Below are 22,894 nucleotides of genomic sequence, written 5' to 3'. Positions count from 1 at the left end.
AGCGATGCGGCTCTTTCCTTATTTCGCGGCGCACGGCTGGCTCGACCTGTCTCTCGTGCTCGCCGACGGCGTGATCGCGACGCTGATCGTGCTGCGGCTGCTCTTTCCGGCGATCGCGGCGGGCACGCCGGTTTCGTGGCCCGCGCGCGCGCTGCGGCTCGGCATCGCGCTCGTCTATACGACGATCGCGGTGCGGGTCTGGAGCGGCTGGTATTGGCTGCCTGTCGATCCGTCCGAGCTGCTGCCGCACGCACTGACGCTCGCTCTCGTGCTGGCGACGCGCGGTGATATGCGGTCGCTGTGGAGGGCGCTGAAGGCTTCGCGGATGGGCGGTTAGGGCGTGGCTAGGGCGTGTCCATGCTTGGCGTGCAACTTTGATTTCGTGGCGGTTCGTTCGGGTTGGGTTGGTCCGCTACCGTTATCGTCCAACTTTGATTTCGCAGCGTTCCGTACAGTCCGTCCCTCCCCGGGACCGGGGTCACTTTTGTCCTTGCCAAAAGTAACCAAAAGCGCGTCCTCGGCGGACGGCCTCGGCCGAAGCGCACTCAGTCCTGTTCGGGGTAGCGGTCTTGGGGGCTACCGTCTCCGCTCGCCGTACGTCCCGTTCGCACGCGGCACGGAATTACGCCGAGTCGAATCAAATTAGCGCTGACTGTCGGCAGAGGCCTGACGAGCCTTGTCTTGCGATACGGCGCATGCGGAGGAAACGGCCCAGTAATTGATCGTTCAATGCGCAATGCGTGAACGAGGCCGCTCCGGCGGCTGATGCGGTTCAGGGGCGACAAGGGCGGACCTTGTCGCCCCACCCCGCGCGCGACAAACGGCCCGCACGTCTTTACTGGTGGAGCTCGGAATTAGTGAGACTGCGACCCACCAGGAATCACTGGCTTAACCATCATTTCGTCGCATTGCGCTCGGGTCTTGACGCGGAAATCGTGAGAGTGGCCGGCTTGGCGCCACGAAATCGTGAGACTGACGTAGGTGGGAGCCGTATCAGTTCGGCCAATAGCTGTCAGTGGAGAACGACCCGCTTCAGGTGATTTCGGAGCAGCTAAGACGGTGCTCCCTCCGGCCCCACTGCGTCTCCCTGCGGCGTAGATGGTTTCTGTAAGCCCGGCGTCCACGTTAGCTGATTGAGTTCCACCTTTCCCGCCATGTCGGCATTGAAAACGGCGCGGCAGATTTCAGCCATGATGGGCATGAACCTCTCTAGTTCTCGCCGTGCCTTCGGATGGAGCGCAGTCACGCCGAGCCGCCGCTTATTGCCCTTCCCCGATTTGATGTGAGCACAGCTGTCTCGTAAATGCTCGAGTTCACCCCGAAGATCTCGGTCGAGTTTCAGAGCTGCAAACTGTTCTAGCTGTGGCGCGCATGCCGCCTCTAGGGCGTCCCAGTCCCAATGGTCCTTGTCGTTGCGATATCGAATCTCAAGGAATTTGTAGAGCGAAAGATACCGATATTGAGCCGGGATGCCGGGGTCTAGCGAATCGGTGATCAGCCTCAGGGACTGCCTTGCCTCCATCGTGTGGACGAAGAGCGACCGAGCCGCGTCACAAGCAAACACCCTTTCACCCATATCCTGCAGCAGCATGGACGCGCCCGTACCATCTTCAGCTTCCTGACAGAAAAAACTCAGCGGGACGTAGGCGGTTCGCTCGCTCCATGTCACCTTCAACACGGATAGCATATGTTCTGCGAGGACCGACACGTGGTCTAGAAAACGAGCGGTGTCGTAGATGTCAACAGCGTCGAATGCCCTCACTCGAACGAAGTGGGGGTGCGCGTGCTCGTCGAGATAGACGGCAACGTCAAGGTGCGATCCGTCATGGAACGTTACGTCCTGCGTCAGTCCTGCATTCCGACCCGTGTCGTTAAGGCCGCCCCTGTGCGGCTCTACGAGCCAATACCAAAGCAAGTTCACCCGGCCTCCGACGCACCTGATGTTAGAAATGGACATCGAACCTGGGAAGGTCGCCCCCCAGGTATAGAGGTTGAAGGGCCGCTTTCGGGGAGCCTAATCAATCTCGCGAAGGACCGCAACGGGTCGATTATTGCCCTTCGGTCTTGTCCACACGCTTAACCCGGGCCAGTCCCAGCAATTCGGTAATTGCAGTTCCACAGCCCTGGTCGCAGTCTCACTAATTCCGATTCCCCGCATTTACCCCTCGGCCGAACGGATAGGTTGATCGGATAACTGATTATCCATACAGTGATTCGATGACTTCCGCCAAACCCAACCGCTTGCACAGGAGGCACACACGCATCTGATGCCGTAAACGCAGCGCGGGCCGCAAGTGCTACCAACACTCACGACCCGCTGACCACAGCCAACTCACCACAGGAGTCAACCGTGGCTGACGCCAATGTTACCCCACGTCCCGCTCTTCCCGAGCGACATGTCACGATTCAGCAATCGTGGCGCTACCGCCGTTGGAAGTTGCACGGCTATCGCACCGATCCGCCTCTCTACCCCTGGTTCAAGGTCTCCGGCTGTTGGCTTGGGCACGCCGGCTTCAAGCCTGGGCAGCGTCTCAAGATCGAAGTCCAACACGAGCGGCTTGTGATCACGCCTGCTTAAGCGACCACGCAGGCAGTGAACCCGGTTCAAAACCGGGTTCCTGTCGCCAGCGGGGGCCGCCCTCTACGTTTGAACACCGGTCACCGCATCCAGCGCCGCGCGCACTTGAACGACGCGCGCCTCATCGACCGCGCCCAATCCGCTGCCGCCGATCCGAACCCCGCTGCCGAAGTGCACCGCATCGACACCGGTATCGCGCACGAAGCCCGCCACCGCGCCGATCGTCAGCCCCGCGCCTGCCAGCACCGTGCACCGCGTGCCGCGCGATCGCCGCACGAGTTCGGCGACCGTCTCCCGCGCGTCGAGCGCCGATGGCTTTCCGCCCGAAGTCAGCACGGTCGTCACCGCATCGAACCCGAGCAGCACGTCGAACGCCTCGGCGAGATCGCGCGTCTCATCGAAGGCGCGATGAAACGTGACAGCCACGCCGGCCTCGCTCGCGATATCGCTCAAGCGCCGCAACCCCTCGCGGTCGATCTCGCCCGATGCCGTCAGCATGCCGGTCACGACCCCGTTCGCCCCGGCCATCGCCGCCGCGCGCACGTCGCGCGCCATGGCCGCGAAGTCGTCGGCATCGAACACGAACGAGCGGCTGTGCGGCCTCACGATCACGTTGACCGGAATCGTCACCGCGCCGACCACCGCTTCGATCAGGCCGACGCTCGGCGTCAAGCCCCCCTCGCCCATCGCGGTGACGAGTTCGAGCCGGTCGGCGCCGGCACGCTCGGCGGCTTTCGCATCGGCGGCAGTCGTCGCGATGACTTCGAGCAAAATCGGTTGTGCGCGCATCTTCCCTGTCCGCCAACGAAAATGCGCCAATCGTACGCGATGGAGATCGCTACGCCCTCAAGCCGGCGCCTCCTCGACCCAGTCGATATCGCCGCACAGCACGCACAGCTGCGAGCCCACGCGCGTCGCCACCGACAGCGTCACGCACGGCATCGCCTCGTTGATCGACAGATAGGGCCGTGTGACGTGCACGCGTTCCGGCGCCTCGATGGCGGCGCGGAAATACGGCCGCCGCAGCCAGTTGGCGCCCTGCGCGTCGGCAAGCGGCGAAAAGCGCGTCTCGCGCGCGGCGCGGTCGGCGCGCAGCACGATGTTGCTGCCGGCCTGCCGCCCGTTCGCATCGAGCAGGAAGCAGCGCGCCGCGTGATCGAGCCCGAGGAAGTTCCAGCAGACCTCGTCGAGCGGCTCGCCCGCCGCCAGCCGCTCCGCGGCCCGCTCGAACGCCCGCACATAAGGCGCGAGACGGCTCGCGTTGCGCCGCTCTCGCGCCTCGGTCTGCACGCGGTAGCGCTCGGTGAGCTCGCCGATACAGGCGGACGCCTGCGTGCCGTCCGCGAGCCCCGGGTTCGGGCGGCCGAAGAAATAGCCCTGCACGAAGTCCGCATCGCAGGCGAGCGCGAGCTGCGCCTCGTGCTCGGTCTCGATCCCCTCGATCAGCACGAGCTTGCCGGCCTCGTGCAGCAGCGAGACGAGGCCCGGGAGGATCGTTGCCATCTCCGTGCGGTGCGCCGCGTGCGAAAGCACGATGCGGTCGAGCTTGACGATGTCCGGGTTCAACTGCCAGATCCGCTCGATGTTCGAATGGCCCGCGCCGAAATCGTCGAGCGCGATCAGGAAGCCCTCCTCGCGGAACTGGCGCACGCCCTCGGCGAGCTTGTCGAGGTCCTCGGCGCGCTGCTCGAGCACTTCGAGCACGATGCGGCGCGGCGAAAGCGCGAGGCGCTTCAGGTTCGCGAACAGCACCGCCGCGTGATACGGATCGGTCAACGCGCCGGGATGCACGTTCAGGAACAGCCACTCGCGCTCGGCGCCGAGCATCTTGAAGTTCTCCAGATGCAGCGCCTGGGCGAGCCGGTCGAGATGGTGCAATTCGCCGTGGCGCGCCGCCTCGCCGAACACGTCGAGTGCCGGCACCGGGCGGTCGAGCGCGTCGTGCGCGCGCAGCAGGCCTTCGTAGCCCACCGCGCGCATGTGCGACACGCTGAAGATCGGCTGGAACGCACTCGTCAGCGCGAACTCGTTGAACTGCACGGCGTAGCGCTGCAGCCCCGAAGTCACGCTGAGTTCGAATCCGGCGGGGGGCGGCGCCGGAATCGCGGATGTCTCCTGCAGCGCAGTCACCATGTCGGCCTCGGCGCGTTGGTCAAGCAAAAACGAAAGACGGGTGTCGTCATCGGACGGCCTCTGATTCTTCACAATGTAGTCACCGGACGGGTGAAAGCAAGGTCCATGCGCGCTGCGGCGCACGCCTTCGCGGCAGCGGCTCATGCGGCTTGCATCAGATGCAAGGTCGAAGGCGGTACGCACCGGCCCGGCGGCACCAAAGCGGTGCGCAACGCCCGCGCCGCCGCGCCATCGCAGTGCACCGCCGGCTGCGTCATTCGAGACGGCCTCTCACAGCCCCGCGCTACACTGCGCCGGTGTTCGTCTTCGCCCGTTCGCCGCGCCGATGGAAATCGTCTTCACCGTCCTGATCCTGCTGCTCGCCGTCGCCGTTTCCGGCATCCTGCCGCGCGTGCTGCCGGTCCCGCTCCCCTTGCCCCTGACGCAAATCGCGCTCGGCGCCGTGCTCGCCTGGCCCAGGTTCGGCCTGCACGTCACCTTCGATCCCGAAATCTTCATGCTGCTCTTCATTCCGCCGCTCCTGTTCGCGGACGGCTGGCGGATCCCGAAGCGCGAGTTCGTCATGCAGCGGCGCGCGATCCTGATGCTCGCGTTCGGGCTCGTCTTCGCGACCGTGCTGATCGTCGGCTACTGCGCGCACCTGCTGATCCCGGGCCTGCCGCTGCCGGTCGCCTTCGCGCTGGCGGCGGTCCTCTCGCCGACCGACGCCGTCGCGCTCTCGGGCATCGCCGGCAAGAACCGGATTCCGTCGAACCTGATGCATATTCTCGAAGGCGAGGCGCTGATGAACGACGCCTCCGGCCTCGTCGCGCTGAAGTTCGCGATCGCAGCCGCGCTCACCGGCGTGTTCTCGCTGCGCGAGGCGTCGCTGAGCTTCGTCGTCATCGCCGCGGGCGGCCTCGCGACCGGCGTCGCCGTGAGCGGCGTCTTCTCGTTCGTCTCGGCGCGCCTGCCGTCCCTCGTCGAAGACAACGACCCCGCCCCCAACATCGTGCTGACGCTCCTGATCCCGTTCGCGTCCTACCTGTTCGCCGAGCATTTCGGCGTATCGGGCGTGCTCGCCGCCGTGGCCGCGGGCATGACGATGCCGTTCGTGACCTCGAAGCGCATGAATACCGTGTCCTCGCGCGTGCGCGGCGCCAGCACCTGGACGATGATCGAATTCGTCTTCAACGGGATGGTGTTCATCCTGCTCGGGCTGCAGCTGCCGCACATCATCGGCAGCGCGCTCCTGAGCGCGCATCGCGAAAGCGACGCGCTCGTCCTCAGGCTGATCGGCTATGTCGCGGCGACGCTCGTCTTGCTCTACGCGATGCGCTTCGCCTGGGTCTGGCTGCTGCGCTGGTTCGCGAGCCGCAGCGCCGCCAAGCAGGGCGTCGCGAACGCGGTGCCGGGGCTGCGCACGGCAGCCGTGACGACGATCGGCGGCGTGCGCGGCGCGATCACGCTGGCGGGCGTGCTGTCGCTGCCGGAGGTGCTGCCGAACGGCACGCCGCTGCCGGGGCGCGACACGGCGATCTTCATCGCCTCGGGCGTGATCCTCGGCTCGCTCGTGATCGCGGTCGTCGGGCTGCCGCTTCTGCTGCGCGGCATGCGCGGCGGACGCGACCCGCATGCCGCCGAGGAGCGCAACGCGCGCATCCTCGCCGCCCAGGCGGCGATCCGCGCGCTCGAGGAGGCGCACGACAGGCTCGCCGCCGATCTCGACGAATCGGCGGCGGCCTCGTTCGCGGACGTGACCGCGCGCGTGATGGACAACTACCGGCGGCGCCTCACGGCGCTCGGCAGCGATGGCGAGACGCCGAGCGATGTGGCGCGACGCATGGAGGGGCTGGAGCAGAAGATGCGGATCGCCGCGATGCGCGCCGAGCGCGCGGCGCTGATGCGGCTCGTCGCGAAGGGGGCGATCAACGACGAGACGCTGAACAAGCTGATGCGGGAAGTGGACTTGTCGGAGACGGCGGTAGTGACGCGGGGGAAGAACGCGCCGTCGATGTAAGGCGGGGCGGCATTCGTATCCGCCTCCGCATGCGAGTGCGCGCCCCGCGCCGCAGGGCCTGCCGAACCGATAACCGCCGTGCCCGCTACACCACCGGCCCGCGCACCGCTTCGCGCCGGAGAATCGCGTAGAGGATGATCGCGCCGAAGGTGGCTGTCCCGATCCCGCCGAGCGCGAAGCCGCCGAGCTTCAGCGAGAAGTCACCCGCGCCGACCACGAGCGTCACCGCCGCGACGATCAGATTGCGGTTGTCCGAGAAATCGACCTTGTTGACCACCCAGATCCGCGCGCCGGTCACGGCGATCAGCCCGAACACGACGATCGACACGCCCCCGAGCACCGGCCCCGGAATCGTCTGGATCACCGCGCCGAACTTCGGCGAGAACCCGAGCAGGATCGCGATCGCCGCCGCCACGACGAACACCAGCGTCGAGTAGATCTTGGTGACGGCCATCACGCCGATGTTCTCGGCATAGGTCGTCACGCCGGTGCCGCCGGCGAAGCCCGAGACGACGGTCGCGAGCCCGTCGCCGATGAAGGCCCGGCCGATGTACGGATCGAGGTTCTGCCCCGTCATCGCGCTCACCGCCTTGATATGCCCGAGATTCTCGGCGACGAGGATCACCGCGATCGGCGCGAGGAGCGCCATTGCATGCGGGTCGAACACCGGGGCCATGAAATGCGGCATCCCGAACCACGCGGCATTGGCGACGATCGAGAAGTCGACCGGCTTGCCGAGCCCCATCCCGTTCGTGACGATCGCGTAGATCACATAGGCGATCAACAGACCGACCAGGATCAGGAGCCGCTGCAGCATGCCGCGCGCGAACACCGCGACGCCGCCGACGCACAGCACCGTCACGAGCGCCATCCACGAATCGAAGGTCGACCCGCTCACGCCCTTGACCGCGATCGGCGCGAGATTCAGGCCGATCACGGCGACGATCGAGCCGGTCACGGCGGGCGGCATCAGCGCCTCGATCCACTTCGTGCCGACCGCCGACACGATGAGCCCGATGATCGCGTACACCACGCCGCAGGCGATGATGCCGCCGAGCGCGGCGGGAATGTTCGGGTTCGGGCCGTGTCCGGCGTAGGCGGTCACCGCGATGACGAGCCCGATGAACGAGAAGCTCGAGCCGAGATAGCTGGGCACGCGGCCGCCGACCAGCACGAAGAAGAGCAGCGTCCCGATCCCCGACATGAAGATGCAGAGGTTCGGATCGAAGCCCATCAGGAGCGGCGCGAGCACGGTCGAGCCGAACATCGCGACGACGTGCTGCACGCCCATCGCGAGCATCTGCGGCCCGGGCAGGCGCTCGTCGGTATTGACGACCCGGCCTTCGACGGCGCGCGGCTGCTTGTTCCAGCGCGGGAAATAGGAATCGGCCATTGCGGGGGTTCTCCTCTTGCTCTAGGCGCTTGATGCGGCGCGGGTATTGGAATCACGCGCGAGTTTAAGGAGCGCCACCTGCGCTGACAAGCGAATCAGAATTACCCCGCCCCGAGCGCCTCCGCGGCGCGCCGGTCCCGCCCGCCGAGATCGAACACGGCGACTGCCGCCTTGAGCCGCCGCGCCTGGTCGGCCATCGATCCCGCCGCAGCCGCCTGCTCGACGAGCGCCGCGTTCTGCTGCGTCGCCTGATCCATCTGCGCGACCGCGCGGCTCACCTGGTCGATGCCCGTACTCTGCTCGGCCGAGGCCGCCGAGATCTCGCTCATGATGCCGGTCACGCGCCGCCTGCGTGACCTCGGCCATCGTTTCCCCAGCGCGCTCGGCGAGCGCCGCGCCGCCGCCGACGCGAGCCGTCGAGCTCTCGATCAGCTCAGCTTGCGTTTACGGCACGGGTTACCCGCTCTTGATATGCCGGATATTGAGCATAAGGCTCGGCGAATAATGGTCAGAACAAAACGATCGGGTCCGTCATTTTTCGGCAACGCTTGTTTGTTGTTTGATAAATTCAGCAGAGATATCGAAGCCATCGACCGATGAAGGCCTAAAACATCTCGAAATCAAAAACGGGGAGAAAGGCGATTTTTAGGCGTTATCTCATTCTTATGGATGCTTGAACTGTCTACACTCGATGCCTGCATGTCTTTTCAAGCCATGCAGCTAGTGTTGCAATTCTCCGTTGCCGCTCAAGCCGCCAGCTTGGGCGGCTTTTTTGTCAGGTCGCCTTGAGCGCTTCCGACACGCCATAGAGCTCGTAGTCCGAACGAATGCCGAGCTTGCGAAACGCCGCGTGCTTTTGCGCGCTGATCGTCTTCGGGCTGCGCGAGAACTTGCTCGCGATGTCCGAGATCGTCATGCCAGCGAGGCAGCAGCGCAGCACCTCGTATTCGCGCGGGCTCAGCGGGAGCTTGGCGCGCGGCGGCGCGCGGCTCAGCTCGGCGCTCGAATCGCCGTGCTCCGTGCGTGCGCTCGACGACGCTCCAGGCCGGCTCGCCGGCATCGGGGCAGCTAGGGCCACGTCCGCCCCCAATGGGCAATTGAAGTAGGTCCCGCCCGCGTGCACCTTGCGAATCGCGCGGACCAGATCGCGCAGGCTCTCGTCCTTGCCGAAAAAGCCGCGCGCGCCGGCGCGAGCCGTCAGGGCGACGGTCATCGGCGCATTGAAGGCCGAGGAAACGAGAATCCGGCAATCCGCAAAACGCGACCGGATCATCTGGATGAGGTTCAGGCCATCGATTTCGTCCGGGCCGAGCGAGTAATCGAGCACGAGCACGTCGACCGGATTCTTTTTCAGCCATTGAAGAAGCTCGCGCGAATGCGCGAAGCTGGCGACCACCGCAATATCGTGCTGCTCGGCAAGATGAGCCTTGATGCCATGCCTGACGACGGCATGGTCGTCCAGAATGGCGACGCGTATCGGCGTCTGTCGTTCGTTCAATTTGCACTCCAACCTTTGCGCGCCGGCCGCAGCGCTCCGCACCGATATCCGCTCAGCTGGATTCGATGCGGGTCAAGCACAAAGACTCGTTCTGTCGGACCGGACCTTCGCAACCGGCATGGTCCAACGCTCGACCGGAACTGCACCACGCGCGGCGGTTACCGCGTGTTGCGCAATATGCATCTGACGGCTGAATGACGGAAAGCCTCCCCAGTGCGATCGTTTGCCACAACGATCGATCCCTCCGGCGTAGTGATTTCCAGCGCGCGGCCGGCGCGGCGCCCCTCATCGGGCACGGCTCCGGCCGCGTATCGCTTATTGCTCCGCGCGGAACACCAGCGCGGCCGCGGGCGCTGCCGACTCGTCGGCGACATCGATCGACACCCGCTTGAACGACAGCTTCGACGACATCGCATCGAGCCACAGCGCCGCGAGCCGCGGCAGGACGTGCTGCTCGATGAAGCCGATCAGCACGCGTGCGCCCGTCTCCTGCACGAGGCAGCGGCCGACGATGTAGTCGACGGCGCGGCTGTCGTACGTAAGCTCGACGTCTTGCTGCTCCGCCATGCGCTTGACGACGCGGTCGAGATGCAGGCGCACGATCCGCGCCAGCGACTGCTGCGCGAGCGGCAGATACGGCACGACCGAGACGCGTCCGAGGAACGCCGCCGGAAAGGCCTTCAGCAACTCGGGCGTAAGCGCAGTGCGCAGGCCCTCGAGATCCGGCGCCAGCTCTTCGTCTGCGCACAGGCTCGCGGTCAGATCCGAGCCGACGTTGCTAGTCAGCAGGATGGTCGTGTTGCGGAAGTCGATATAGCGGCCGTCGCCGTCTTCCATATAGCCCTTGTCGAAGACCTGGAAGAACATTTCGTGGACGTCGCGGTGCGCCTTCTCGACCTCGTCGAGCAGCACCACCGAATACGGACGCCGGCGCACCGCTTCGGTGAGCACGCCGCCTTCGCCATAACCGACGTATCCCGGCGGCGCGCCCTTGAGACCCGACACCGTATGCGCCTCCTGATACTCGCTCATGTTGATCGTGATCAGGTTCTGCTCGCCGCCGTACAGCGCCTCGGCCAGCGCCAGCGCCGTCTCGGTCTTGCCGACGCCCGACGGACCGGCCAGCAGGAACACGCCGAGCGGCTTCTTCGGATCCGTCAGGCCGGCCCGCGCGGTCTGCACGCGCTCGCAAATCTGCTGGATCGCGTCGGACTGGCCGATCACGCGCGCTTCCAGCGTCGCCGGCAGCGAACGGACCGCGAGCACTTCGTCGGTCACCATCCGGCCGACCGGAATGCCGGTCCAGTCAGAGACGATTTCCGCGACGATCGCTTCGCCCACCTCCGGGAACACCAGCGGCGCGTCGCCTTGCAGGTCCGCGAGTGCGCGCTCGAGCTCTCGCAGCGAGTCGATGGACGGTTGCGCCGGGGTTTCGCCGTTCTCCTCCTCTTCGGCGCAAGCAGCCTCGCGAGCGTTCAGAAGCGCCTGTGCCGCTTCGGCCTGCGCACGCCAGCGGGCTTCGATCGCGTGCTCTTCGGTCTCGAGCACATCGATGCGGGCGCGAACCGACGCGAGCGTCTTGTCGGCGTCGAGGCCGATGCGCGCCTCCTTCTCGAGCAGATCCAGTTCGACACGGGCGGACTGCAAACGCTGCCGCACATCCTGCAGCTCGCGCGGCGGCGCGAATTGAGACAACGCAACGCGCGCACATGCGGTGTCGAGCAGGCTGATCGCCTTGTCCGGCAACTGGCGCGACGGGATGTAGCGATGCGAGAGCGTCACCGCGGCGCGGATCGCCTCATCCAGCACGACGACGCCATGGTGTTTCGAGAAAGTCTTCGTGAGACCACGGACCATGTCGATGGCGGCCGCCTCCTCCGGCTCGCCCACTTGCAGAACCTGGAAGCGGCGCGTGAGCGCGGGATCTTTCTCGATATGGCGCTTGTACTCGGCCCAGGTCGTCGCACCGACGGTGCGGATCGTGCCGCGCGCCAACGCCGGCTTGAGCAGGTTGGCCGCGTCGCCGGTGCCGGCCTGGCCGCCCGCGCCGATCAGCGTATGGATTTCATCGACGAACAGGATGACGGGAACCGGCGACTTCGCAGCCGCTTCCAGCACGGACTTCAGGCGCGCCTCGAACTCGCCCTTCATGCTTGCGCCAGCGAGCAGGCCGCCGACGTCGAGGCTCAGCAGCCGCACGTCGGCCAGCTTCGGCGGCACGTCGCCGCTCGCGATCGCGAGCGCCAGCCCCTCGACCACCGCGGTCTTGCCGACGCCGGCCTCGCCGGTCAGGAGCGGATTGTTCTGGCGGCGGCGCAGCAGGACGTCGATCATCGTCCGGATCTCGAGCTCGCGGCCGACCACCGGGTCGATCTCTCCGGCGCGTGCGCGCGCCGTCAGGTCCGCGCAGAACTGCTCGAGCGCGGAGCCGCCCTTGACCGGCGCGGCAATCGCATTGGACGCCTCGCCCGGCATCGCCGATCCGAAGTCGCTGTGATCATAGGGCGCGTCCTCGGCCTCGGGCGAACCGCCGATCCATGCCGGCAGTGTCTCGTGCAGGCCGTCGACCGGAATCTTTCCGAACGCAACCGAGATGGACAGCAGCACGCGGCGCAGCTCGGGCGTTTCCACGAGTGCGGCAACGAGCCACGCGCTACGAATGCAACCGTCGTTGAAGGTGAGCGTCGCGAGCACCCAGGCACGCTCGATCGCCGTCTCGATATGGTGAGAGAAATCGCTGATGGAACTGGCCCCGGCCGGCAACGCGGCGAGCGCGCGGGTCATGTCTCGATCTAGCTCCGCGCGATCGATTCCGCAATGCCGGACAATGCGATGCAGATCGCTGTCGGGAAGCTGCATCAATTGGTGCAGCCAATGAACGAGCTCGACATACGGGTTGCCGCGCAGTTTCGAGAATGTCGTGGCCGACTCGATGCTCTTGAAGAGCGTGGCTCCGAGCTTGCCGAACAGGGCCTGGCGTGAAATGGTCATAGGATGCTCGATAAACAATTTATTTTGCTTGACTCATCGACTCATCGCACGAATTGCCAAGCAATTTATAAGAAAGCGAAAAGACGCAAAGAAATAAGATGAACTCCAATTCAAAAGGCAACCAATTTGAATGAAGCTTGCGTTTCCGGGAAGACTCCGCAGCCAACTGGATAACTTTCGCCATCAAAGCTGGACGTGGCTCGCTTGCCAATTTCAACAAGCTCGCTTCAATCCGGTTTTCGTGATGCGTATGGCTGGGAATTTGTCGACTCCAGCGTGTGCGGAATTGCGATGTAATTCCCGTGATTCATCTCCCAACCCCACAAAACTCGATAACGATAGCGCAGCGGTACTGCCCCAGCTTTAGGACAATTCCGATATCTCCGCGTCCCACTGAGAAGTAGCATCCCATCGAGACGTACTCTGGCGCGTGCACTTCCTGCTTGGCTAGCTTCGTCACGCGCATTCCCGCAGGCAGCGTCGCCGGCATACCCCCTTTCTCAAAATCTTCAAGAGCGTTGTCGAACCATGACTGGCTACTATGCGCGGTGGGATATCGCCCCTAATGAAGCAAGCAGACTCGAGATGTTCGTCGGGCCGGTTCATTTCGACGGTCAGCTCCTGCCGGACTCCGAACGGAATCCGGTCAGCGACGGCATCTCCACTTTTGATGTTTCGGATACCATTTTTTCTACTTCTGACGCAGGCATCACGGCAAGCGGCAGCGCGTCGCTCGCGTCTGAACCGTCCGCCGATGCAGTCTCGCCTGCAATCGACAATCTCGATGCAAAACACGGCGTACACGCGGAAGAAATCGAGACTCTCGACGCGAGCCCGGCCGCGTCCCACGACGAACCGGGCATCGTCGCTGCTGCACATGCCGAGCATCTGGGCCACGCGGCAGCCGAAAACGCCGTCGCGCCGGCAAGCGAGACAACCACCTCGCCCACCGCGCATGGCGACACTCCTGTCAACTCTGCCGTGCATTCGGCCTTTGAGCCGTTTATCGAGCCCTCCTTCGCATGGCCGGTGGAGAATCCGCTCACCGGATTGGCACGCGAGCCCGCTCACGAACCGTCGCAGAGCCTGCTTGTGAACGCCGCGCCCGATGCGGATCGGGAACCGTCTTTGAAGACTGCGTCGGCGTGGTCGCTGGAGCCGTCTTCCGAACCCGCGCCGGAACCAACGTTCAAGTCGCTTCCGGAAGCGGATTCGTCCTTCGTGTGGCTATCCGAATCGTCTATCGAGCCAACGTGGACAGCGCGCTCGGAAGCCTCCGCGGGGCCGGAGCAATCGCCTGCGCTCGCGGCTCCGGCCTCATACCCGAACGACGAACCCGACGAACTCGACGTGGCCGGCACAGTCGCCGCGCTCGCCCATCCATCGAACGAGCAGACTGCCGAGTCTCGTGACCCGGACGACCAGCCCGCCCCCCAATCCCACGCCGACGCAGCTTGGGCGGACGTATTCGATACGCCGCCGGAATCCGCTCACACGCCCAAACACGCAAGCCCTGCGGCATCCGGGACAAATGCATCGGAGGATGCCTCGTCCACCGCCATCATTCCGCTCGCGCAACCTACCGACTTCAGCGATCTGATCGCGCTGGCGGGACCGACCATGCTCGACGATCGCTATCACGATCATCCATCGGGCGGGCACGCGTCGCTTCCGGTCCTCGGTCACGGATCGAATGGCAGCGGCATGCCGCTGATGCTCGACGACGAAGAAGAGGCGGACCCGCTCGCTGCGCTCACCGCGGAATACAAGCAAACGCTTTTGCATCGCACTCGCGGCTCCTCGCATGAATTGAAGAACGTGTCGACCGAAAATGCGCCGATCGCCGCGCCGCCCAACGACCCGTTCATGGACATGCTGGAACGCCACGGCGAGGGTTCGCTGCTCGAAGACCTGCTCGGCAGCAACCGCAACATCGACGCCGTGCTCGAAAGCCTCGACAAGTTCGGCGCCGAGCAAATCTTCGAGGCGGACGAGCGTCATGAAATTCTGTCGCTGCTCGCCCCCGGCAACGCGCCCAGCCAGCTGTTCCCGCAACCAGCCATGCTGGCCCGACAAGAGCATCACCTGATTAGCGTGGACAGCCATATTCCGATGGTCGACTCCACCCAATATGACGAAGAGGAATCCAACCAAGATGAAACTCAACGCTGAGTTGCCCGCATCGGGCATGCCGAAGCTGCACGACCTGCTGCAGACGCAAACCTACGACGACCTCAAGGCCCGCACGACGGAAACCGTCCGCAAGCAGCCGGCCAATGCTCGCGAGCGCTGGCTGCTGTTCCAGTTGCTGTGCATCGACGGCGATTGGGAGCGCGCGCTCAAGCAGTTGCAAACGTGGGCGTCGCTCGAGCCGCAAGGCGAAGCCCGTGCCCAGCTGCATCGCGGGCTGATCCAGAGCGAAATGTTCCGCGCGGAAGTCTTCGCGGGAATACGCACGCCTGGCGCCATCGATCCGCATCCCGCCTGGGTCGATACGCTGCTGCAAGCCAATGCGAAGCTCGGCGAAGGCAAGCTGGCCGAAGCCGACGCACTGCGCGAAGCGGCGCTGAACAACGCGCCGGCGACGCGAGGCGAAAGCACGCAAATGGGCGCATTCGAATGGCTCACCGAGAGCGACACCCGGCTCGGCCCGATTTGCGAAATGGCCGTCGCGGGCGGCTACCGCTGGATTCCGTTCGACGAAATGAAGTCGCTCACGCTGACGCCGGCCGCGACGCTGACCGATCTGGTCTGGCGCCCGGTCACGGCGATCCTGCGCAACGCGACGGTTCTGCGCGGCTATCTGCCGACGCGCTACCCCGGCTCCGAACTCGGCCCGATGCCGGTCAAGCTCGCGCGCGAAACGACTTGGACCGACGTCGGCAACACTGGCGTGATCGCCCTGGGCCAGAAGACCTGGTCCACGGATCAAGGTGACTTCGGCCTCCTCGAAATCGGCGACTGCCGGTTCATCCACGAGGACGAGGAAACACAGGAAACCGAGAACGGCGATGCGGCAGCCTGAGACCTGGCAAAAGCAAGCGTACTTGCCGTCGCTGCTCGACCGCCTGATGGACGATGAGCCGCAGCGAAAGAGCGAGCGCCCGGACGCGTATGCCCCCGATCACGAAGGCATGCGCCGCATCGTCCAGCGCGACCTGAGCCTGCTGCTCAATACGACCAATCTCGACGACGAGATCGACATGTCGAGCTATCCGGCGGCAGCGGCTTCGGCCGTCAACTACGGCATTCCTGCGCTGTCGGGCAGTTATCTCACCGATCGCAACTGGGAATCGATCGAGAAGCTGATCCGTCTCGCGATCACGCGCTTCGAGCCTCGGCTGATTCCCGAATCGCTTCGGATTCGTCCGATCAACAGCAAGGAGCCGATGCGGTACAACAAGCTGATGTTCGAGATTCAGGGGCTGATGCAATGGTCGCCCTACCCGCTCGAGTTCCGCATCCAGAGCCTGTTCGATGTCGAAATGAACAAGGTCACGCTCGATACGGGCTCACGCAAGCAGGCTTGAAACAAAACAACCCCACCGCTCTCTTCGTTCGCCGCCCCAAGAGGGCAGTACATCGAGGGCGGCCCGGCACGTACTGACATGGATCCCAAGTTCCTCGATTACTACAGTCGCGAGTTGACCTACATGCGGGAGATGGCCGGCGAATTCGCCGAGCAGCACCCGAAGATCGCGCGCCGCCTGGGCATGCAAGGCATCGAAGTGGCCGACCCGTACGTCGAGCGGCTGATCGAGGCGTTCTGCTTCATGTCGGCGCGAACCCAGCTCAAGCTCGACGCCGAGTTTCCGCGCTTCACCGAGCGGCTGCTCGAGGTCGTCTACCCGAACTACGTCGCGCCTACTCCATCGATCGCCGTGGCGCAACTGCGGCCGAGCCTGCGCGAAGGCGACTTCAGCAAAGGCTTCGAGGTGCCGCGCCACAGCATGCTGCGCTCCGCGATTCCCGCGGGCGAGCAGACCGCCTGCGAGTTCCGCAGCGGCCAGGAAGTGACGCTGTGGCCGATCGAGATCGTCGAAGCCAAGCTGACGGCCGTCCCGCCCGATATTCCCGATACCGAACGCTATCTGTTGCCGCACATGCAGATGCGCGGCGCGCTGCGGCTGCGCCTGCGCACGGTCGGAGAGGTGAAGTTCAACCAGATGACCGGATTCGAGCGCCTGCCGATCTACATCGGCGGCGACGAGCGCATCGCCTCGCATCTGTTCGAGCTGATCCACGCGGGCAGCGTGGCGTCGGTGGTGCGCGCCTACGGCGCGGCGCGCGGCGAAGGGCATGTGGTCGCCAAGACGCCCGTCGAATTCGAAGGCTTACAGTCCGATCAGGGCCTGCTGCCGCTGCCGTGGAACTCGTTCCATGGCCACAACCTGCTGCAAGAATATTTCGCCTGCCGGCAGCGCTTCTACTTCTTTGCGCTGACGCAGCTCGCACCCGGACTTTCGCGCATCGACGGCAAGGAAGCGGAAATCGTACTGCTCCTGAACCGCCTGCCGGAAGAACTCAGCACGCACGTCGACGCCTCGCGTTTCCTGCTGTTCTGCACGCCGATCATCAACCTGTTCCCGAAGCGGACGGACCGCGTCGAAGTCAATCGCGCGCTGACCGAGTTCCACCTGCTCGCCGATCGCACCCGGCCGCTCGACTACGAGATTTTCTCGGTCTCGCGCGTGTTCGGCCAGAAAGCCGAGACGTCGTCGGAAATCACCTTCAATCCGCTCTACCAGACCTTGCATAGCGACGTCGGCAACCACGGCCGCTACTTCTCGATCCGGCGCGAGCAGCGCGCGCTGTCGGCCAACGCGCGCAAATACGGCACCCGCACGCCGTACATCGGCACCGAAGTGTACGTGTCGCTCGTCGATCAGGCAGAAGCGCCTTACTCCGACGATATCCGCTACCTGTCCGTCGAAGCCTGGGTGACCAACCGCGACCTGCCGCGCCTGATTCCGCGCAACGGCATGAACGATCTGATCATGTCGGATTCGGTGCCGATCGAGGGCGTACGGCTCGTGCATCCGCCGAGCGCGCCGCGCCCGCCGTACGCATCCGGCGAAACTGCATGGCGGCTGATCCGCCAGCTGAGCTTCAACTACATGCCGCTTGCCGAGCTCGATCACGGCGACGGCGGCCAGGCGCTGCGCAACATGCTGCGTCTGTTCGTCTCGTCGGGCGAGCGCGAGCAGACCGCGCAGATCGATGCGCTCGTCGGCGCGCGGACCGAACCCGTCGTGCGGCGTCTGCCCGGCCACGGACTGCTCGTCTACGGGCGCGGCGTGCGCTGCGAGCTGACCGTCGACGAAACCGGCTTCTCCGGCATCAGCCCCTATCCGTTCGGCCTCGTGCTCGAGCACTATCTGGCTCGCCACGTTTCCATCAACGTGTTTACCGAGACCGAGCTTCATTCCATGCAGCGCGGCCTCATCACACGTTGGCAGCCGCGCATGGGCGGACGCGGGGCCTTATAAGCATGGACGCACCAATCACGACAGCGTTTGGGCACAGCACGCACCTTCGTCCTGAAGCGCTGGAAGCATGGTTCGACCAGCGCACGCCGTGGCAGGCGGGCTTCCTGAGCCTGTTGCGCGCCATCACCGCGCGCGACCCGCAAATGCCTCCGCCCGGCACCGCACGTTTGCCGCGGCAAGAACCGTTCCGTATCGGCCAGCAGCCGACCATGGCGTTCGCGCCGCGCGAGATCGCCTCGCTCGCGACGCACAACGGCCGCCTGGACATCAAGCTGTTCGGGCTGGGGCTTTGGGGCCCGCAAGGGCCGCTGCCGTTGCACATGACCGAGGTTGCCTACAGCCGCACGGAAGGCCAGGACCACACGCTCGTCCACTTCAGCGATCTCTTTCACCATCGCGCGCTGTCGCTGTTCTACCGCGCGTGGGCGTCGTCGCAAGCGACGGCGTCGCTCGACCGCGCGAACGACGAGAAATTCTCGTTCTACGTCGCGAGCCTGATAGGCACCGACTCGCGCGAAGCCCGGCATTCACCGCTGCCTACGCATGCGCGTTTCGGCGCGGCCGCGCATCTCGTGCGTGAAGCGCGCAACCCGGATGGTCTTGCCGCTGCATTGTCCCAGTACTTCGGCGTGCCGATGACCGTCGAAGAGTTCGTCTTTCACTGGATTCCGGTCGAGCAGTCGGAGCATACGAAGATCGGCATGCCCGGACCGCCCGCCATCATGGGCGAAGGCGCGCTGCTCGGAGAAATGATTCCGGATAAGCAGCACAAGTTCCAACTGGTCGTCGGGCCGCTCGATCTCGACCAATACCTGCGCCTCACGCCTCATGGAGAAGACCTGCCCACCTTCGTGGAGTGGGTGCGTGCCTTCGTCGGCCACGAGTACGACTGGGAAGTGAAGCTGCTCATCAAGCCGCGCGCGGCGCCGCCGGCGCGCGCCGATGACTCTCAGCGGCTCGGCTATTCCACCTGGCTCGGCGAATCGATGACCGACGATCCGATGGTCGGCATGGTCTTCGAGCCCGAACAGTACCGCAACTGATTTCAACGCTTTTGCATATGAACGCGAAAACTCCTAACGACATGCTGCGCTACGCGGACTTGCTCGAGCCGATTTCGGCCGATGAGCCGTGCGGTTCCGATCTCGAATACGACTCGGCCTTCGTCATGCTGCAAGCGGCGGTTGCGCCAAGGTCCGATGCGCAGTATGGCGACTTTGTCGATGTCCCGCAGGCGGCCAATTGGGCCGAGATCGAGCGTGATTGCCGTGCGCTTTTGTTGCGCACGAAGGATATCCGGCTTGCCGTGATTTTGCTGCGATGCCGGACCCGGCAGAGCGGCGCGGCGGGTTTGCGTGACGGTCTTGCGTTCCTCAAGGCCATGCTGGAGCGCTACGGCGAGGCGCTGTATCCGCTTCCGGTGTTCGAGGGCGAGCGCGATCCGGTCATGTATTCCAATGCGATCGCGGCGCTGGCCGATCCGGATGGCGCGCTCGCCGACGTGCGTGATATCGCGATGCCGAAAACCTCCGGCGTGCAATTGCAACTGCGCGATATCGAGAAGTCGTTCGCTTTGCCTCGGCAGAAGGATGCGCTGGCGCCGGAATCGGTTAGCCGCTTGCTAAAGGAACTGTGGGGGCGGCGCGATGCGGTGACGGTTGCGCTGGTGGAGGCACAGCGGGTTCTCAAGGACATGGGTGCGTGGTGCGAACAGACGCTCGGTGCGGATGCGCCGGATCTTGACATGCTGGTCAAGCTGCTGCAGCCGTTTGGGCAGGTTCACGTGGATGGCGCGGGCATGCCTGCGGCACCTGTGGCCGCGTCACCGGCAATGGAGATCGCAGGGGATGCGCCGCCAGCGGTTGCGGCTGCATCGTCCGACAGCGCGCCGGTTTCTGCACCGGCCACGTCACACGAGGTATATAGCGCTCCAGCGCAACCGATCGCCCCCGAGCCCGAGCGCATGGATCGCTGGAGCGCGCTCGCAAAAATTCAGGAGACGCGCATGTGGTTCGAGCAAAACGAACCGAGCAGCCCGGTCATCGTCCTGCTGCGACAATCGGAACGGATGGTCGGGAAGCGATTTTCAGAAATCGCTCATATCATTCCGGCCGATTTGCTTGCTAAATGGGATGAAGTCGATGTGTAAGCGCGGCCTGCAACGATTGATGCTAGCGCCAACTCGTTCTCTCCAACTCGGATATTTCTCAGCCACATGATCAAAAGCTTTGCCATGCTGAAACGGTTCACCTCGTGTGCCCTTTTCGTTTGTGTTGCGCTCTCGCATAACGCCTTCGCCGTCACCGGATGCAATCAACTGAGCACGACGCAAGTATCCGCACTCATAGCGGGGACAATATCGACACTATTTCCGGCTGGGTCCGCTGCACAAACATATGGATTTGCCATAACCATGCCGACTTCCGTGTCTATCGATCCGGACCTGGCAATCGGCTCGGTCATTGCCGAAGCCGACTCGCCACCGGCGGTCGCCACATACATTGCAGACTGCGGCATAGGCGGGAAAATGTCTTGGAGCTATTTCAATGCAACGGCATCTTCGATATCCGGCGTCTATAACACAAACGTTCCCGGAGTCGGCTTTAAAATGCTTTACGTTAGTTCGAGCGGAACCCTCACTTCACCGCCGTTTGACTCCAATTCCAATGCCACCGTCGCTAATCCGGAGTCCTTTCCTCAAATAGGCGCAGGAAGAAGAGCTCGAATCCAATTGATCAAGACTGGAGATATCTCCAGCAATGTCTTGGTTACCCTGGGTACCGTCGTGCGCTCCATTACAGATGGCGACGGGGCCACGGTAGTAACAGTAACCGGCTCCGGCACGACCATCAAGGTTCTGCCCCGTTGCACAGTCAATGCAAGCACGCTGAACATCGATTTCGGTACCTTCGGCCCGCGCGAAGTCTCGACTACGAGCGGCCCAACTCAACCCGTCAACTTCAGCTTGACTTGCTCGGGCCCAACCCCGCCGGCGTCGATTACGGCCACTCTGAGCGCTACACCAGACACGACCAATCCGAATCTGATTGCCAACTCCACGACTGGCGCTCAATACTTGGGAATCCAATTGAAAGAGACGTCGTCGGGAACTGTCCTTATCCCCAACAACACTAGCAGCTCGATCGTGCACTCACCAGGCGGCACGATGCAAGATGCCTTCGCACTTCAAGCGACGGTCTTGCGCACGGGCGCAGCCACGCCCACAGTGGGAAAAATCGACGCTACGGCAACAGTCACTTTATCAATCCTTTAAGCACCGCCAATGCGAATCCCCCGTGAGCTCGGCGTCTAAAAAGAACAATGGATGATTCGATTTTTATCCAGATCGCCAGCTACCGCGACGTTCAGCTAGTTCCCACCCTTGTTGATCTGATTCAAAAATCGACTAGGCCGGAAATGCTGCGCATCGTCGTTTGCTGGCAGCATGCTCGACAAGAGACACTCGCCGAGTTCTGGCGTCGAGGATTTTCCTCCTGGCGCTTCGAGACCCCTGGGGATTGGCAGATTCACTCAATGAATCATGGTGGCGCGACGCTCGAATTGATCGATGTGCCTCATTTGAAATCTCAGGGAGTTTGCTGGGCACGCAATCTGATCCAACAGCAGTACAAAGGTGAACGCTATACGCTTCAGCTTGATTCGCACCATCGCTTTGTCCTTGGATGGGACCGGCTGCTGATCGATATGTTGAACTCTTTGCGCACAGAGAGTCCTAACCCCATACTCACCACGTACCTCCCACCGTTCGATCCGGAGAACGACCCCGACGCGCGAAAAACTGTCCCGACCATCATGAGGTTCTATCGTTTCGACGAAGCGGGTGCGGTAATTTGCCGATCGGGTCCAGTTCCGAATTTCGAAAAATGTGAACGCCCTGTCCCTGCCAGGTTCTATAGCGCGCACTTTGCATTTGCCGATGGACACTTTGTCGAAGAAATACCTCACGATCCTAGCTTCTTCTTCCACGGCGAGGAAATTTCCATAGCAGCACGTGCATTTACTCGCGGCTACGATTTATATCATCCGCATCGTCTAGTCGCGTGGCACGAGTACAAACGCAAAAATTGCCCGAAAATGTGGAATGACCACACTCCCGAAGCCAAAGAGCGAGGGGAAATCCCCCAAGATTGGATAGCGCTAAATGATCGAGCCAATCAGCGCAATCGCGCATTACTCGGGATGAATGTCAACATCGAAGCAGAAACAGAGCTCGGCAAGTACGATCTCGGCTCCGTGCGAACGTTAGCTCAATATGAACGCTATGCAGGCGTCAGCTTTGCGTACCGCGGTGTACAAAGATGCCTTCTGGACGAAGAAGTACCGCCCCTACCGACGACTTCTCCTGTCGATTCGGAAGCCGACTGGAAAGCGTCCCTGCTGCGCTCTCACGATGTCCGTGTATGTGTATATCTGCCTTCGCTTGACCAGAACGAACCAAAGTCAAACGCGCTCGGCATACCACAATCTACCGCAGCGGCTCGGGCCACCGTATGCGACAAAAGCGACACGGCGCTGAACTCCAAGACTCTGGATGCCGAGGCCCTGGCCAAGCAGGTGCGCGGTAATTGGCTGGACTTTCGGTTGATTTTCGAAGGCCCACTCGAGAAAATCCCGGCGTACTACGTTCTGGAACTACTCGATGCAGAGGGCAAAGTGCTGACCCGGACGAAAAGCCAGGTGCCTAATCTACCGTAACCGTCCGGGCAAGATAATGTGCGAACTTGCGCCAACGACCAGCTTCTTCATAAATACAATGGCCTACCAAACCGTAGATAACCTAATTATCTACACA

Annotated in this window: 17 protein-coding genes and 1 pseudogene; 11 read left to right on the top strand and 7 right to left on the bottom strand. The window is 63.5% G+C overall.

All coding sequences use genetic code 11. From position 1 onward, the window contains the following. Positions 1-4: 4 nt before the first annotated feature. The gene (locus FAZ69_RS10590; RefSeq protein ID WP_136894089.1) at positions 5-337 is read left to right on the top strand and encodes a hypothetical protein; all 333 of its coding nucleotides are present in this window, start codon (positions 5-7) and stop codon (positions 335-337) included. A gap of 714 nt (positions 338-1,051) precedes the next feature. Here FAZ69_RS10590 and FAZ69_RS10585 read toward each other — a convergent pair. Next, on the bottom strand, positions 1,052-1,921 hold the full coding sequence (locus FAZ69_RS10585) for a hypothetical protein (protein ID WP_136894087.1): 870 nt from the start codon (positions 1,919-1,921) through the stop codon (positions 1,052-1,054). A 429-nt stretch (positions 1,922-2,350) separates the two neighbouring features. On the opposite strand from FAZ69_RS10585, the gene FAZ69_RS10580 reads away from it, so the two are divergent. Next, a complete protein-coding gene (locus FAZ69_RS10580) occupies positions 2,351-2,578 on the top strand; it encodes a SymE family type I addiction module toxin (RefSeq protein ID WP_136894085.1) in 228 nt (75 codons plus the stop codon). A gap of 63 nt (positions 2,579-2,641) precedes the next feature. On the opposite strand, the gene FAZ69_RS10575 is transcribed toward FAZ69_RS10580, so the two are convergent. Together FAZ69_RS10575 and FAZ69_RS10570 are read right to left on the bottom strand one after the other, a co-directional pair. Further along, positions 2,642-3,367, bottom strand: coding sequence for a copper homeostasis protein CutC (locus FAZ69_RS10575; RefSeq protein ID WP_136894083.1), 726 nt, complete (start codon positions 3,365-3,367; stop codon positions 2,642-2,644). A 57-nt stretch (positions 3,368-3,424) separates the two neighbouring features. Next, the gene (locus FAZ69_RS10570; protein ID WP_136894081.1) at positions 3,425-4,711 is read right to left on the bottom strand and encodes a sensor domain-containing phosphodiesterase; all 1,287 of its coding nucleotides are present in this window, start codon (positions 4,709-4,711) and stop codon (positions 3,425-3,427) included. 325 nt (positions 4,712-5,036) lie between these two features. Here FAZ69_RS10570 and FAZ69_RS10565 point away from each other — a divergent pair, with 325 nt between their 5' ends. Then, a complete protein-coding gene (locus tag FAZ69_RS10565) occupies positions 5,037-6,710 on the top strand; it encodes a Na+/H+ antiporter (protein WP_136894079.1) in 1,674 nt (557 codons plus the stop codon). A gap of 85 nt (positions 6,711-6,795) precedes the next feature. Here the strand turns inward: FAZ69_RS10565 and FAZ69_RS10560 are convergent, their stop codons facing one another. The 4 genes and pseudogenes from FAZ69_RS10560 to tssH form a co-directional block, all read right to left on the bottom strand. After that, positions 6,796-8,103 (bottom strand): solute carrier family 23 protein, encoded by a 1,308-nt coding sequence (locus FAZ69_RS10560; protein WP_136894077.1) that lies wholly within the window; start codon positions 8,101-8,103, stop codon positions 6,796-6,798. A 101-nt stretch (positions 8,104-8,204) separates the two neighbouring features. Further along, a pseudogene (locus FAZ69_RS10555) lies at positions 8,205-8,538 on the bottom strand (methyl-accepting chemotaxis protein); the annotation flags it as partial. Positions 8,539-8,878: 340 nt separating this feature from the next. Continuing rightward, a complete protein-coding gene (locus FAZ69_RS10550; protein ID WP_136894075.1) occupies positions 8,879-9,601 on the bottom strand; it encodes a response regulator transcription factor in 723 nt (240 codons plus the stop codon). Positions 9,602-9,916: 315 nt separating this feature from the next. Beyond that, positions 9,917-12,592 (bottom strand): type VI secretion system ATPase TssH, encoded by a 2,676-nt coding sequence (gene tssH / locus FAZ69_RS10545; RefSeq protein ID WP_136894073.1) that lies wholly within the window; start codon positions 12,590-12,592, stop codon positions 9,917-9,919. A gap of 528 nt (positions 12,593-13,120) precedes the next feature. Between tssH and FAZ69_RS33825 the strand changes: the two genes are divergently transcribed. The 8 genes from FAZ69_RS33825 to FAZ69_RS10505 all read left to right on the top strand — a co-directional run bounded on the left by FAZ69_RS33825 (position 13,121) and on the right by FAZ69_RS10505 (position 22,797). After that, entirely contained in the window at positions 13,121-14,764 is a 1,644-nt protein-coding gene (locus tag FAZ69_RS33825; protein ID WP_240702178.1) for a TagK domain-containing protein, read from the top strand. Further along, the gene (locus FAZ69_RS10535) at positions 14,748-15,617 is read left to right on the top strand and encodes a type VI secretion system accessory protein TagJ (protein WP_136894071.1); all 870 of its coding nucleotides are present in this window, start codon (positions 14,748-14,750) and stop codon (positions 15,615-15,617) included. The genes FAZ69_RS33825 and FAZ69_RS10535 overlap by 17 nt, the downstream gene beginning before the upstream one ends. Continuing rightward, positions 15,604-16,122, top strand: a complete 519-nt coding sequence (tssE, locus tag FAZ69_RS10530) for a type VI secretion system baseplate subunit TssE (protein WP_136894069.1) — start codon at positions 15,604-15,606, stop codon at positions 16,120-16,122. The genes FAZ69_RS10535 and tssE overlap by 14 nt, the downstream gene beginning before the upstream one ends. A gap of 78 nt (positions 16,123-16,200) precedes the next feature. After that, positions 16,201-18,081, top strand: a complete 1,881-nt coding sequence (gene tssF / locus FAZ69_RS10525; protein WP_136894067.1) for a type VI secretion system baseplate subunit TssF — start codon at positions 16,201-16,203, stop codon at positions 18,079-18,081. Positions 18,082-18,083: 2 nt separating this feature from the next. Beyond that, a complete protein-coding gene (tssG, locus tag FAZ69_RS10520; RefSeq protein ID WP_136894065.1) occupies positions 18,084-19,124 on the top strand; it encodes a type VI secretion system baseplate subunit TssG in 1,041 nt (346 codons plus the stop codon). A gap of 17 nt (positions 19,125-19,141) precedes the next feature. After that, the gene (locus FAZ69_RS10515; protein WP_136894063.1) at positions 19,142-20,230 is read left to right on the top strand and encodes a type VI secretion system protein TssA; all 1,089 of its coding nucleotides are present in this window, start codon (positions 19,142-19,144) and stop codon (positions 20,228-20,230) included. Between the two features lie 264 nt (positions 20,231-20,494). Beyond that, on the top strand, positions 20,495-21,355 hold the full coding sequence (locus tag FAZ69_RS10510; RefSeq protein WP_240702177.1) for a fimbrial protein: 861 nt from the start codon (positions 20,495-20,497) through the stop codon (positions 21,353-21,355). Positions 21,356-21,402: 47 nt separating this feature from the next. Further along, entirely contained in the window at positions 21,403-22,797 is a 1,395-nt protein-coding gene (locus tag FAZ69_RS10505) for a GlcNAc-transferase family protein (RefSeq protein ID WP_136894061.1), read from the top strand. Positions 22,798-22,894 lie beyond the last annotated feature (97 nt).

The organism is Trinickia terrae (genome assembly GCF_005144415.1).
Taxonomy (GTDB): Bacteria; Pseudomonadota; Gammaproteobacteria; order Burkholderiales; family Burkholderiaceae; genus Trinickia_A; species Trinickia_A terrae.
Note: the sequence above shows the minus strand (reverse complement) of the source record. Positions and strands in the feature narration are given on the sequence as shown.

Excerpts from the sequence above, each read along its gene's own strand:
- FAZ69_RS10590 (WP_136894089.1), top strand. The coding sequence starts at position 5 with ATGCGGCTCTTTCCTTATTTCGCGGCGCACGGCTGGCTCGACCTGTCT.
- FAZ69_RS10575 (WP_136894083.1), bottom strand. The coding sequence starts at position 3,367 with ATGCGCGCACAACCGATTTTGCTCGAAGTCATCGCGACGACTGCCGCC.
- FAZ69_RS10570 (WP_136894081.1), bottom strand. The coding sequence starts at position 4,711 with ATGGTGACTGCGCTGCAGGAGACATCCGCGATTCCGGCGCCGCCCCCC.
- FAZ69_RS10565 (WP_136894079.1), top strand. The coding sequence starts at position 5,037 with ATGGAAATCGTCTTCACCGTCCTGATCCTGCTGCTCGCCGTCGCCGTT.
- FAZ69_RS10560 (WP_136894077.1), bottom strand. The coding sequence starts at position 8,103 with ATGGCCGATTCCTATTTCCCGCGCTGGAACAAGCAGCCGCGCGCCGTC.
- tssH (WP_136894073.1), bottom strand. The coding sequence starts at position 12,592 with ATGACCATTTCACGCCAGGCCCTGTTCGGCAAGCTCGGAGCCACGCTC.
- FAZ69_RS33825 (WP_240702178.1), top strand. The coding sequence starts at position 13,121 with ATGACTGGCTACTATGCGCGGTGGGATATCGCCCCTAATGAAGCAAGC.
- FAZ69_RS10535 (WP_136894071.1), top strand. The coding sequence starts at position 14,748 with ATGAAACTCAACGCTGAGTTGCCCGCATCGGGCATGCCGAAGCTGCAC.
- tssE (WP_136894069.1), top strand. The coding sequence starts at position 15,604 with ATGCGGCAGCCTGAGACCTGGCAAAAGCAAGCGTACTTGCCGTCGCTG.
- tssF (WP_136894067.1), top strand. The coding sequence starts at position 16,201 with ATGGATCCCAAGTTCCTCGATTACTACAGTCGCGAGTTGACCTACATG.
- tssG (WP_136894065.1), top strand. The coding sequence starts at position 18,084 with ATGGACGCACCAATCACGACAGCGTTTGGGCACAGCACGCACCTTCGT.
- FAZ69_RS10515 (WP_136894063.1), top strand. The coding sequence starts at position 19,142 with ATGAACGCGAAAACTCCTAACGACATGCTGCGCTACGCGGACTTGCTC.
- FAZ69_RS10510 (WP_240702177.1), top strand. The coding sequence starts at position 20,495 with ATGCCGACTTCCGTGTCTATCGATCCGGACCTGGCAATCGGCTCGGTC.
- FAZ69_RS10505 (WP_136894061.1), top strand. The coding sequence starts at position 21,403 with ATGGATGATTCGATTTTTATCCAGATCGCCAGCTACCGCGACGTTCAG.